The organism is Pseudarthrobacter sp. PH31-O2 (genome assembly GCF_030063265.1).
Lineage (GTDB): Bacteria > Actinomycetota > Actinomycetes > Actinomycetales > Micrococcaceae > Arthrobacter.
Map to the genome: position 1 here is coordinate 136235 of NZ_JASIST010000006.1, position 12138 is coordinate 148372.

Consider the following 12138-nt stretch of genomic DNA (forward strand, 5'->3'; position numbering starts at 1 on the left):
CCGACCGGCCCCCGGGCCGCACTGCGCAGTGACCCGGGCCGGAACGCTAGCGGCTTGCGGCGGGGACCAGGACCCAGAGGACTTCGACGGCTTCGTCGGTCGGGTTGATCCACGTGTGCGGCTCACGGCCCGGGAAAGTCACCGTGTCGCCCGTGTGGAGTTCAAATTCCTCGTTGGTGAGGATCAGCCGGATGCGCCCCTGCACCACATGCAGCACGTCAACGTCGCAGTCCACGGCATACAGTTCCGATTCACCGCGGCCGCGGGGCTCAATCACGGCCTGGATAATCTGCACCCGCCGTTCCGAGCGCGCGGTCAGCAGCCGCTCCACAATCCCGTCACCGCCGAGCGAGATCCTCGGTCCTTCGTCCTTCTTGGTGTGATGGGTTTCCGGGGCGGCAAACAGCTCGCCGATCGAGATGGAAAGCACTTGGCACAGCGTCACAAGCGATGCTACCGAGGGCGAAGTGAGGTCGCGTTCGACCCGGCTGAGGAATCCCTTGGTCAGCCCGGTGGCGTCGGCGACCTGCTCGATCGTGAGCCGCTGCGACTGCCGCGCGGCGCGGATCCGGGAACCGATGGCAACCGGAACATTGCTCGGTTCAACTGGCAAAGCTTTCATTTTTTGGAACCTTTCACGGCCGGCCGCTCGGCCCCATCGTTTGAGCAATACTAGCGGGACGGCCTCCCCGGCTGGCCAGATCGGGCCCTGACGCGGAATGCGTCTTGACTGTTACCAGCATCACAACATAGGGTTTGGCAACAAGTGTTGCCTATTGGGCAAAAAACCGCGCCGGCTGCGATGGTGTTGCCCGGTCCGGACACCTTCACCGGCAACTCGTGACCGTACCCATCAGGAAGCAGCTGGATCCCGTGCGCCCCGTAATCGCGCCGACGGGTTTCAGCCCAGCTCAGAACAGCTCAAGGAGCCCTTTATGGACGCAAGTCTCGTCAACATCGCCATCGTGGTGGTGTACCTGGTCGCCATGCTGGCGTTCGGATGGTGGGGTAAGTCCCGCACCAAAAACAACAGCGACTTCCTGGTGGCCGGCCGCCGCCTCGGCCCGTTCCTCTACACCGGGACCATGGCCGCCGTCGTTCTCGGTGGTGCCTCAACCGTCGGCGGCGTCGGTCTCGGCTACAAGTTCGGCATCTCCGGGATGTGGCTCGTGGTCGCAATCGGCGCCGGCGTGCTGCTCCTGAGCCTGCTCTTCGCCAGCACCATCCAGAAGCTCAAGATCTACACGGTTTCCCAGATGCTGAGCCTGCGGTACGGCAGCCACGCCACCCAGACCTCGGGCATCGTAATGCTCGCCTACACGCTGATGCTGTGCGCAACGTCCACCGGCGCCTACGCCACAATTTTTGTTGTGCTCTTCGGCTGGGACCGCGCACTCGCCGTCGCCATCGGCGGCGCAATCGTCCTGGTCTACTCGACGATCGGCGGGATGTGGTCCATCACCCTGGCCGACCAGGTTCAGTTTGTCATCAAAACAGTCGGTATCTTCTTGCTGATGCTGCCGCTGACCCTCAATGCCGCCGGCGGCTTCGAAGGGATCCGCAGCCGCGTGGACGCCAGCTTCTTCCAGATCGACGGCATCGGCATCCAGACGATCATCACCTACTTCGTCGTCTATACCCTGGGCCTGCTGATCGGCCAGGACATCTGGCAGCGGGTGTTCACCGCCAAAACGCCCACGGTCGCACGGTGGGGCGGCGCGACGGCCGGAATCTACTGCATTCTCTACGGTGCCGCCGGCGCCCTGATCGGCCTGGGTGCGCGCGTTGCGTTGCCGAATATCGACGTCAAGGCCCTCGGCAAGGATGTTGTCTACGCCGAAGTTGCCACTAACCTGCTTCCGGTCGGCATTGGCGGCCTGGTGCTTGCCGCGGCCGTCGCCGCGATGATGTCCACCGCCTCCGGCGCCCTGATCGCCGCCGCCACAGTGGCCCGGGCCGACGTCGTACCGTTTGTCGCCGGCTGGTTCGGCAAAACCATCAACACCGATGACACCGAGAACCCCGAGCACGACGTCCGGGCCAACCGCATGTGGGTCCTGGGCCTCGGCATCGTCGCGATCGTCATCGCCATCGTCACCAAGGACGTCGTCGCGGCGCTCACCATCGCCTATGACATCCTCGTCGGCGGACTCCTTGTTGCCATCCTCGGCGGACTCATCTGGAAGCGCGGCACCGGCATTGCCGCGGCTGCCTCCATGGCGGTGGGCTCCGTCATCACACTCGGCACCATGATCGTGCTGGAAATCAATGCCGAAGTCCCGCTGGACGGGATCTACGCCAACGAACCGATCTACTACGGCCTGGTGGCCTCCGCGGTGGTCTACATCGCGGTGTCCCTCCTGACGAAACCGACGGATCCCGCGGTCATGGCCAACTGGCACCGCAGGGTCGCCGGCGATGCCGCCGTGGAAGAAAAAGTACCGGCCGTCACGCACTGAGGTCCTGAGAGCGAGTTAAGGTTCGACGGCGGCGCTCCCATCCGGGGGCGCCGCCGTCGATCGTTGCGGCCGGTGGGAGTCTTCAGTCATCGTCCCCGGGCTCCAGGAATTCCTCCCGGTCCAGGGGCAGCACAGGCTTGTCGTCGGCCAGGAAGTCCTCTTTGTCGAGCGGAACGAGCCGATCCGCCTCTTCCAGGAGCTCGTCCTCTTCGGTCTCCGCGGCATCGCTGACCGGCGCGTCCTGGGCATAGTCGAAAGCAGGATCGGACTCAAGGGAATCCCGAGCCGGCTGGACTGAATCTGAGCCGATGTTGTCCATGATGCACCCTCCGTGCGATGGGTGGCGGCAACGGCACCGCCGGGCCGCCCTGGGTCTCATTCGAACACCACGAACGCAGGCGGTCAAGGGCTCCCATCGAGGCGGCCCGCTGCCCCCGCGAAGGGCCCCGCAGCGACTGCGGTTTTACGGTTTACCGAAACTCCTTCCTGAGGATTGCCAGCCAAAAATCCGCGGAAATTCGGGGTACGCTGGTTACGCAACGGGGCCGAACCATGCCCTTCAAGCCCAGGAGCTTCCGTGTCTCAACACGCCACATCTGACCAGTTCAACCCGGAACCCCACCGCCTGAAACCCGGCCAGGGGACCGTTCCGGAGGCGTCAGCGGCGACCCCGAGTGCTGCGGACATCAAGCGGTGGCGGCAGTACCTAGCCGACGAGCGGGCCGAAGCCGCCGTCTACCGCGATCTGGCCCAGAACCGCAGCGGCGAAGAGCGTGAGATCCTCCTCGCCCTGGCCGAAGCCGAAGGACGCCACGAGGCCCACTGGCTCCAGCTGCTCGGCGGGAGCGCCGGTCGCGCCCGCTCCGCGTCGCTCCGGAGCCAGTTCCTCGGCTTTTTAGCCCGCCACTTTGGCTCGGTGTTTGTCCTGGCACTTGCCCAGCGGGCCGAAAGCCGTTCCCCGTATGCCACCGATCCCTCCGCCACACCGGCGATGGTCGCCGACGAACAGATCCACGAGGAAGTGGTTCGCGGCCTGGCCACCCGGGGCCGCAACCGGCTGGCGGGAACGTTCCGGGCGGCCGTTTTTGGCGCCAACGACGGGCTGGTCAGCAACCTTTCCCTGGTAATGGGCATGGCGGCCTCCGGTGTGGCCAGTTCAGTAGTCCTGCTCAGCGGCGTCGCGGGCCTGCTGGCCGGGGCGCTCTCCATGGGCGCCGGCGAGTACATTTCCGTCCGCTCCCAGCGCGAACTGCTGGCTGCAACCCGCCCCACCCAGATCACCCTGGCCGCTGCACCCTCGCTGGACATCGAACACAATGAGCTTGTGCTGGTCTACCTGGCGCGAGGCATGTCGCGGGAGGCCGCCGAACACCGCGTGGCCGAGCGGATGGGCCTGCTGGACTGCGATTGCGATCCCAGCCTCTCGCTGCAGCCGGAAATTCCGGAAGCCCTCGACGAGCACGAAGCGGTGGGCACCGCCTGGGGCGCCGCGGCGTCGAGCTTCTGCTTCTTCGCATCCGGCGCGATCGTGCCGATCCTGCCCTTCGTCCTGGGTATGACCGGCGTCGCGGCGCTGGCTGTCTCCGCTGCCCTTGTGGGCCTGGCGCTGCTGTTCACCGGCGGGGTCGTGGGCCTGCTCTCGGGCACCTCCCCCTCCTCCCGCGGCCTCCGTCAGCTTGCCATCGGAATGGGTGCCGCAGGCGTGACCTATCTGCTGGGCCTGGCCTTCGGCGCCGTGGTTGCCTAGTGGCCGGTCCTGATTTCCGGGACCGGACACCGCGGCACAGCAGCGCCGGGACCGTCCGGCGGATTGTCGGCCGCCTCGCCACCGTCGCCTTGATTGCGGGGGCCGCGTTCCTGGCAGTGGGCTTGATCTACGCTGATCCGCGTTTTACCGGACTTTTCGATGCCGGTCGCGGAGCCGGGCCGGGCACCGCGGTGGAGGGCCAGCCGGGGCGGCCTGCGTCCGCTGCGACAGTCCGGACGGACACTCCCCCGGCCGGATTCGAAGAGCACGACCAGCCGCTGGGCCACCCGCAGAAGCCGGCCGTGGCCAGTAGTTCGTTCAAGTTCCTGGCCACGAACGAGGACGGCACCCCGGTGGGGTATTCGCCGTGCCGGCCGCTGCATTTTGTGGTCAACGCGGCACTCGCTCCCGACGGCGCCGACCAGCTCGTCGAGGACGCGATCAGAACAGTGTCCCGCGCGACCGGCATCGAGTTCGTCGACGACGGACCAACCACCGAGGCTCCCGCCCAGTCCCGAATCCCTTATCAGCCAACCGCTTACGGGGAACGCTGGGCGCCGCTGCTGATCGTGTGGACCACCCCCGACCAGGCTCCGCAACTGAAGGGCCCCGTGATCGGCACCGGAGGCAGCACCCACTTCAGCTTCGGCGACGGACCCAAAAGCTTCGTCACCGGCAGCCTGGAACTCGACGCCCCCCAGATCGGGGCGGACCTCGGCCGGCAGGACGGAGCCGCATATGCCACGGCGGTCATCCTGCACGAACTCGGACACGTGATGGGGTTGGAGCACGTGGACGACCCCGCGCAGCTTATGTACCCCGAGATCGGAACCCCCGACGGCCTGGCCGCCGGCGACTTGAACGGCCTCTTCGAACTCGGCAACGCGCCGTGCCGCAAGGACCTCTGAGCCGCTAGCCGTCCAGGACGGCGAGCGCCTCCTCTACGGTATCGACCAGGAAGATCCGGCGCTCCATCCGGCGGCCGGCGGCGAGGCTTTGCAGCAGGGGCCACGCCGGGTAGCGCCGCACCCAGTGCTCGCGCCCTACCAGTACCATCGGCGTGATGGTTCCGGAAGTGCCGTAGTAGTTCTCGCAGGCATCCTGGAAGATCTCCTGTATGGTGCCGCCGGAGCCTGGCAGGAAAACGATGCCGGCGTTGCAGAGCTCCAACAGGATGGCCTCGCGGATGGAGTTCGCGAAGTACTTGGCGATATGCGTGGCGAAGAAGTTGGGCGGCTCGTGTCCGTAGAACCAGGTGGGGATTCCCAGCGACGGTGTACCCGCCGGATGGCGTTCGACGACGGCGGCAGCGGAGCGTGCCCACGCCGAGACGGAAGGCCGGAATCCCGGCACGGCGGCAAGATCCCCCAGGGCCTGCCGGAAGTCCCGTTCCGGAGCCCCGCTCAGGTATGCACCGAAGTTGACGGCCTCCATGGCACCGGGCCCGCCGCCGGTGGCGACCATCCGGCCCTCCGTGGCCAGCAGCCTCCCCAGCCGCGCGGCCGTTTCAAAGTCGGGGGACGCACGGCTGGCCGTGTGTCCGCCCATCACGCCCACCACGGTCCGGCCTGCACAGAGATCGGAGCGGGTCAGCTCATCGAGGGCATCGCCGATCGAGTGGTCGTGCAGCGCCGCGGCCAGGGTTGAGTCCAGCCGGTGACGCTGTCCCGGCCGGATGCTCCATTGGTAGACGAGTGCATCCGGGGTGTCCTCATAGCGGGAGTCGGAGATCCCGGCGTAGAGCTCCTGCGGGGTGTACAGCTGCCCCCGGTAAGGGTTAAACGGAACCGCGTCGAGTTTCGGGAAAATCAAGGCACCGCGGCTGCGAAGCCAATCCTCCATGCCCTCGTCGAAGGTACATCCGAGGAAAATTCCGCCTTGTGCGTGCATGGCCTGGAGCTGAGCCCGCCGGCCCCGCAGGTCCAGTGACTGGGCATGCCAGCCTTGGATGGACCGTGCCCCGGCAGCGACCAGGGCGTCGAAAGTGTCCAGGCTTTCGACCTCCAGTGTGCGCGGGCTGGGGTGCAGGCTGCGGGCTGCGTTCATGGTGCCAGCCTAGACTGCGACGTCTGCTCCGCCACGGCAGCTTGCGGGAGCGCCAACACGAAGGTGCCCCCGCCGAAACCGGCGGAGGCACCTTCGTGTTGGGTACTGGTCCGGTCAAGAAACCTGGAGGCCGCCGTTGATGTCATAGGTGGCGGCCGTGATGAAGCCCGAGTCCTGCCCCAGCAGGAAGGCAATCAGGGCCGCTACGTCCTCCCGGGTGCCCACCCGGCCCACCATGATGCCCTCGGACATCTGGGCCTTGCGCTCATCGCTCAGCGCGCCGCCCATGATGTCCGTATCGATCGGGCCGGGTGCAATCGCGTTCACTGTAACGCCGAATTCGCCCACTTCGCGGGCCAGGGCCCTGGTGAACCCGATGATGCCGGCCTTGGACGCACTGTAGGCGACCTTGGAATAGGTGCCGCCGCCTCGCTGGGCAGAGATGGAGGAGATACTTACAATCCGCCCGAGCTTGCGCTCGATCATTCCCTTAAGCACCCGCTGCGAGACGATGAAGGTACCCCGCATGTTGATCGCAAATACCTTGTCCCACTCCTCGACGCTCGTTTCCATAAAGGGCGTCGGGGAGCTGATGCCCGCGAGATTGGCCAGAGCCACAATCGGCGGAAGGGAATCTTCGATCTCGGTGATGGCCCGGTCCACGGACGCCGCATCTGACACATCCGCCCCGACGCCCATGGCCTTGACTGCACGGTTGGAGCCAATTTCCGCAGCGGCGGCCTTGGCGTCTTCGGCATTGATGTCCAGGATGGCGATGGACCATCCTTCGCTCGCCATCCGGTCCGCGGCGGCGCGGCCTATACCGCGGACCGACGCAGCGCCGGTCAGGACAACTGTGCGTTCGGAGGGGAAAGTGGTTGCGCTCATGGTGTGTTTCCTTCGGGATTTCGGGATCAGGAGATCTTGGCGGCGGCCGCGGACTCAGTGGTCACTTCGCCGGCAGCGCCAACTGCGGGATCCAGTGCTGCATCGCCTTCGGGGCGCTTGCGGGCATAGAGGTAGGTTGCCACGGCGGTGATGCACAGGCAGAGGGACAGGAACAGCAATCCGCTTTGGTTGCTGCCCGTGGCGTCGTTTAGGAGTCCGACGGCGTATGGGGCAACGAACCCGCCCAGGTTGCCCAGTGAGTTGATCATGGCCAAACCGGCGGCAGCAGCCGCCCCCGTCAGGGCAGCAGAGGGCATGGACAAGAAGGGCGCGATGGCGCCGTAAATGCCCATAGCCGAGGCAGTCAGTCCGATCATGGCCAGGATCGGGTTGACGGGCAGGAGGTATCCTGCGGCCAGCAGGCCCATGCCGGCCAGCACCATACTGACGGCTGTGTGCCAGGCGCGCTTGCCGGTCCGGTCCGCACGCTTGCTCCAGAAGTAGACGAAGACGGCGGCCACGGTGTACGGGATGCAGACGATGAAGCCGATCTGGGGCGTGGAGAACTTGCCGAGGGCAGCGACGATGGTGGGCATCCACAGGCCCAGTCCATAGATTCCGCAGACCAGCCCGAAGTAGAGCCCCGAGTAGATCAGGGTGCGCTTGTCCTTGAGGCCGGCCAGGAAGTTGTGGTTGCCGGAGCCGGATTTGACGGCCAGTTCGGCTTCCATCGTGCTCGCAAGCCATTCACGCTCGTCGGTGTTGAGCCATTTGGCATCCCGCGGACGGTCCGTCATAAGGATGGGGGTGAGCAGCCCCAGCATAATTGCCGGGATGCCTTCGATGATGTAAAGCCACTGCCATCCCTGGAGGCCCATAACGCCGTCCATCTGCAGGAGCAGCCCGGAGACGGGAGCGCCCAGGGCATTGGAAACCGGCTGGGCCAGAATGAAGATGCCGAGCACCGTCACCCGCTGTGCGGCCGGGAACCAAAGGGTCAGGTAGAAGAGGATTGCCGGGAAGAAGCCAGCCTCGGCCGCCCCCAGCAGGAACCGAATGACGTAGTAAGTGGTCTCACCGTTCACCAGGCACATGGCCGTGGCGAAAATGCCCCAGGTGATAAGGATGCGGGCCAGCCACTTGCGTGCGCCAAACCGGTACATGCCTGCGTTGCTCGGGATCTCAAGCAGCGCGTAGCCGAGGAAGAAAATGCCGGCGCCCAGCCCGTACGCGGCTGCGTTCAGGCCGATGTCCTCGCTCATGGTGAGTTTCGCGAAGCCGACGTTGTTGCGGTCAAGGTAGGCAACGAAGTAGAGCAGGACGATCAGCGGCATAACGCGGCGGCGGACCTTGCGGAGCGTGCGCTCGCCAAGCTCGCCGAATCCGGCGGACTTGAGGGAGAGTGAAGTCATCATCGACCTTCTGTCTAGCGGGTCCCGCACCTGCGGTGGTGGGATTCCGTGGGGATGGTGGGGCCCAGTCCTGGTGCAATGACCCGGAAAGAGCAAGATCAGATGTCAGACATCTGATTGGAGAGCATGAGGAAGAGCATAGAAGAGTGACACAGCTTACGTCAAGCCCCCGCCTGGCAGCCGCCGTTCGGTCAGGAAACCGCGCTTTTCACGTAGCGCTCGTAGTCCCGGTAGGTCTGGTCCATGTGTTCGTCCATGCTGCGGCGGGCCAGTTCGGCGTCGCCGCTAAGGATGCCCGCCATGACCTTTTGGTGGTGCTCAATGGCATGCAGCTGAATCTCCTCGACGGCTGACGTTTCGCGCCGCTTCAGGTAGAGGAGCTGGCCCAGCTGGGCGAACAGCGCCAAGACAAAAGGATTGCCCGAGGCCTTCAGCACAACATCATGGAAGCCGATGTCCGCCGCCACAAAGGCGTCCAGGTCGCCGGAATCGTGAAAGCGTTTCATATCCGCGATGCAGTCGCGCATCTGTTTGGCATGCTCGGGAGTGTGGCGTGCCGCCGCCAGCGCGGCGGCCCCGGTTTCCACCATGCGGCGCATCTCGATCAGGCCCGCACCCACCTGCTCCGCCCCGTTGCCGTGCGAGGCGGCCTTGAAGATTGCGTCCAGCCCGGTCCAGTTGTCGGACGGATTGACGAAGGTTCCGCGGCCGGCTTTTACGTAGAGGATGTTCTGCGCGCGCAGGGCCTTCAGCGCTTCGCGCACCGTGAGGCGGCTGACGTCGTAGGACTTGGCGATGTCGGCTTCGGGCGGAATGGCTTCGTGGGGCTGAAGTTTGCCGTCAAGGATGTCGGCGAGCAGGCCGTCGACGAGGTCGTCAACGAGTGTCCTGCGGCCCATCGCGGTTCCCACCTTTAGTCTTGCCGTTTGCTCCCCGTGCCATCAACCTTACAGACGCCGCCGGGCGCCGCGGGTCCCGGCGTCCGACGGCGCGGCAGCTAGCTGCGCCGCCTTGGCCTCAGGAAACCCCGGCATTGCCGGCTTGGCGCTGCCCGGAGGACAGGTAGTCGTCCAGCTTGGCGAGGGTCTGCTCGATATTAGCCGGGTGCCGGCGCAGGTAGCCGGCCAGCCGCAGGAGAATCCTGGCGCGCACCTCCCGTGCGTCCCATTGTTCGGTAACGCGGGTTCCCGGACGCCCGGCGGCATCCGTCGCGGGCTCCAGCAGGTAACGCCAGATGTGGCCCCCAAAGTGCCGCCACGCGATCTGCCGGCCCTCCTCGAATTCGCACACCGTGTTCAGGATCTTGTAGTCCAGTTTGATGTTCATCTCCATCCCGAACTTCGCACCAAGCGCGAGCCGCTCGGGGCCGCGGGGCTGGGCCCCCTTGACGGTGCCTGAGCCGTCGATCACGCTGTGCAGCGCGGGTGTGGCCAGCACTTCGAAGATGGCTTCAGGAGTGGCAGCGATGAACCGGCTGCGGGACACGAGATATCTGTTGGTCATCCGGCAATCCTAGTCCCGGCAGGTCCGCTTGAAGAATGAACCAGGCCCAACCAGCATCGCTGCGGACGGGACCGCAGCGGCGCTGGCGGACCCGCTGCGCCCCGAGGCGTTGGCGCAGGGACGGCCGGAGACCCCTAAACTTCCGCGTCCGACGGGCACGTTAGGCCCGCTGCAGCTCGACGCCCGCGGCGCCCGGGCGTCCGACGCCGGCTGCCGGACCGCCGTCGGACCGGCCCGCGCGGCTGTTCCGCTTAGCCCCGGCCGCGGCACATGCCATCACACCGAGGCCCAGCAGTGTGATTCCGGCGCCGGCCCAGATGGGTGACGTGTAGCCCAGTCCGGCGGTGATGGTCACGCCACCGAGCCAGGCCCCGAGTGCGTTGCCAACATTGAAGGCGCCGATGTTGGCGCCGGACGCCAGGGTGGGAGCCGTCCTCGCGTACTTCATCACGCGCATCTGCAGCCCGGGAACGGTGGCGAAGCCGAAGCCGCCGAGCAGGACCATGGAGACGATGGTCATCGGCTGGCTGGCGGAGGTGAGGGCGAAGGCCACAAGGACCAGCACCAGTGCCGAGAGAGCCACCAGCAGGGTGCGGTCCACGTTCTTGTCGGCCGCCTTCCCGCCGAGGGTGTTGCCAATGAAGAGCCCGACGCCGAAGAGGATAAGCAGCCACGGGACGGTGGTGGCGGTGAAGCCGGTGACCTCGGTGAGCGTAAAGGCGATGTAGGTGAAGGCGCCGAACATTCCGCCGTAGCCGAGGATGGTGACGAAGATGGAGAGCCAGACCTGGCCGGAGCGGAAGGCCCGGAGTTCGCCGCGGAGTCCGCCGGGGGCGGCGTCCCCGGACCCTGCCGCGGGGACGAGCGTCAGAATGCCTACGAGGGAAATGATGCCGATGACCGTGATCGCCCAGAAGGTGGAGCGCCAGCCGGTGGCCTGTCCCAGCATGGTGCCGAACGGCACGCCGAGGACGTTGGCTGCGGTCAGGCCGGTGAACATGATGGCGATGGCTCCGGCCTTCCTGTTGGGCGCGACCATGCTCGCGGCGACCACGGCGCCGATGCCGAAGAACGCGCCGTGTGACAGCGCGGCGATGATCCGGCCGATCATCATGGTCCAGTAGTCGGGTGCAAGCGCCGAGACGAGATTGCCGGCGATGAACAACACCATCAAAACGGCCAGGACCGGCTTGCGCTCGAACCGCGTCACGGCGGCCGTGAGGACCAGCGCCCCAACGACGACGGCGAGGGCGTAGCCTGAGATCAGCCAGCCCGCGGTGGCCTCGCTGACCTGGAAGTCCGCCGCCACTTGCGGCAGCAGTCCCATGATGACGAACTCGGTGAGTCCGATCCCGAACCCGCCGAGGGCGAGTGCAATCAGGCCAATTGGCATGGCGTGCTCCTTCAAAACTGTACGGAAAGAATATGCGGGGCGTAAGCTATTAGTTGCAGACGCGCTATTTATTGTTGCACAAGCATTTATAGCGCGCAAGCAACTAAATGGTATGCCGCCCGTGCTCCGAGACTTTTCGGGGCCAGGCCAGCAGATGTAAAGGGGAAGAATGATGGGCATCAAGGACGGCGCCGTCGAGGTCCGGGCACAAGGCTGGCGGACCCTGGCGGCCCTGCACGGACTGATTGAGGCGGAGCTGGAACGGTCCCTCCAGTCGGTGGCGGGCCTCTCCGTTATCGAGTACACCGTGCTGGAAGCTCTCAGCCGGCAGGACGGCTGGCACATGAGAATGCAGCAACTGGCCCGCGCCAGCGCGTTGAGCGCCAGCGCCACCACACGTCTGGTCAACCGGCTGGAGGATCGGGGCCTGCTGACTCGGATCCTGTGCGCGGATGACCGCCGGGGAATCTACACCGAGCTCACCCCAAGTGGCATCACGCTGCTCGAGGAAGCCCGGCCAAGCCATGACGAGACGTTGGAGCGGGCCCTGGCCGACGCCCAACAAGTGCCGGAGCTGGCCCCCCTGGTTCAGGCGCTGCCAACGCTGCATGCAGCCACCTAGGGCCCCGCGGGCCCCGGAGGCGGCCAAGCTCACACCCCGCGGCAGTGCCGGGCGGGGTCAGGCGAAGG

At 66.0% G+C, this 12138-nt stretch carries 12 protein-coding genes; 4 read left to right on the top strand and 8 right to left on the bottom strand.

Translation table 11 applies throughout. From position 1 onward, the window contains the following. Positions 1–46: 46 nt before the first annotated feature. Positions 47–622 (bottom strand): helix-turn-helix domain-containing protein, encoded by a 576-nt coding sequence (locus QMG72_RS11140; protein WP_226776422.1) that lies wholly within the window; start codon positions 620–622, stop codon positions 47–49. A gap of 313 nt (positions 623–935) precedes the next feature. On the opposite strand from QMG72_RS11140, the gene QMG72_RS11145 reads away from it, so the two are divergent. Further along, the gene (locus QMG72_RS11145; RefSeq protein ID WP_226776421.1) at positions 936–2459 is read left to right on the top strand and encodes a sodium:solute symporter family protein; all 1524 of its coding nucleotides are present in this window, start codon (positions 936–938) and stop codon (positions 2457–2459) included. A gap of 82 nt (positions 2460–2541) precedes the next feature. Here the strand turns inward: QMG72_RS11145 and QMG72_RS11150 are convergent, their stop codons facing one another. Then, positions 2542–2778 carry a hypothetical protein gene (locus QMG72_RS11150; RefSeq protein WP_226776420.1) on the bottom strand — a complete coding sequence of 79 codons (237 nt, stop codon included), beginning with the start codon at positions 2776–2778 and terminating at the stop codon, positions 2542–2544. 306 nt (positions 2779–3084) lie between these two features. Here QMG72_RS11150 and QMG72_RS11155 point away from each other — a divergent pair, with 306 nt between their 5' ends. Next, the gene (locus QMG72_RS11155; protein WP_253033470.1) at positions 3085–4206 is read left to right on the top strand and encodes a VIT1/CCC1 transporter family protein; all 1122 of its coding nucleotides are present in this window, start codon (positions 3085–3087) and stop codon (positions 4204–4206) included. Continuing rightward, positions 4206–5114: a matrixin family metalloprotease gene (locus QMG72_RS11160; RefSeq protein ID WP_226776419.1), complete on the top strand. Its 909-nt coding sequence runs from the start codon at positions 4206–4208 to the stop codon at positions 5112–5114. The genes QMG72_RS11155 and QMG72_RS11160 overlap by 1 nt, the downstream gene beginning before the upstream one ends. A gap of 4 nt (positions 5115–5118) precedes the next feature. On the opposite strand, the gene QMG72_RS11165 is transcribed toward QMG72_RS11160, so the two are convergent. The 6 genes from QMG72_RS11165 to QMG72_RS11190 all read right to left on the bottom strand — a co-directional run bounded on the left by QMG72_RS11165 (position 5119) and on the right by QMG72_RS11190 (position 11448). Beyond that, positions 5119–6252 (bottom strand): LOG family protein, encoded by a 1134-nt coding sequence (locus tag QMG72_RS11165; protein ID WP_226776418.1) that lies wholly within the window; start codon positions 6250–6252, stop codon positions 5119–5121. Between the two features lie 114 nt (positions 6253–6366). After that, positions 6367–7140, bottom strand: coding sequence for an SDR family NAD(P)-dependent oxidoreductase (locus QMG72_RS11170; protein ID WP_226776417.1), 774 nt, complete (start codon positions 7138–7140; stop codon positions 6367–6369). 26 nt (positions 7141–7166) lie between these two features. Continuing rightward, entirely contained in the window at positions 7167–8555 is a 1389-nt protein-coding gene (locus tag QMG72_RS11175) for an MFS transporter (RefSeq protein WP_396021323.1), read from the bottom strand. 188 nt (positions 8556–8743) lie between these two features. Continuing rightward, positions 8744–9451, bottom strand: coding sequence for a FadR/GntR family transcriptional regulator (locus QMG72_RS11180; RefSeq protein ID WP_282360097.1), 708 nt, complete (start codon positions 9449–9451; stop codon positions 8744–8746). Between the two features lie 118 nt (positions 9452–9569). Continuing rightward, positions 9570–10055, bottom strand: coding sequence for an SRPBCC family protein (locus tag QMG72_RS11185; protein WP_226776415.1), 486 nt, complete (start codon positions 10053–10055; stop codon positions 9570–9572). Positions 10056–10215: 160 nt separating this feature from the next. Continuing rightward, positions 10216–11448, bottom strand: coding sequence for an MFS transporter (locus QMG72_RS11190; protein ID WP_282360096.1), 1233 nt, complete (start codon positions 11446–11448; stop codon positions 10216–10218). A gap of 172 nt (positions 11449–11620) precedes the next feature. Here QMG72_RS11190 and QMG72_RS11195 point away from each other — a divergent pair, with 172 nt between their 5' ends. After that, positions 11621–12070, top strand: a complete 450-nt coding sequence (locus tag QMG72_RS11195; protein ID WP_226776462.1) for a MarR family winged helix-turn-helix transcriptional regulator — start codon at positions 11621–11623, stop codon at positions 12068–12070. Positions 12071–12138: the final 68 nt, after the last annotated feature.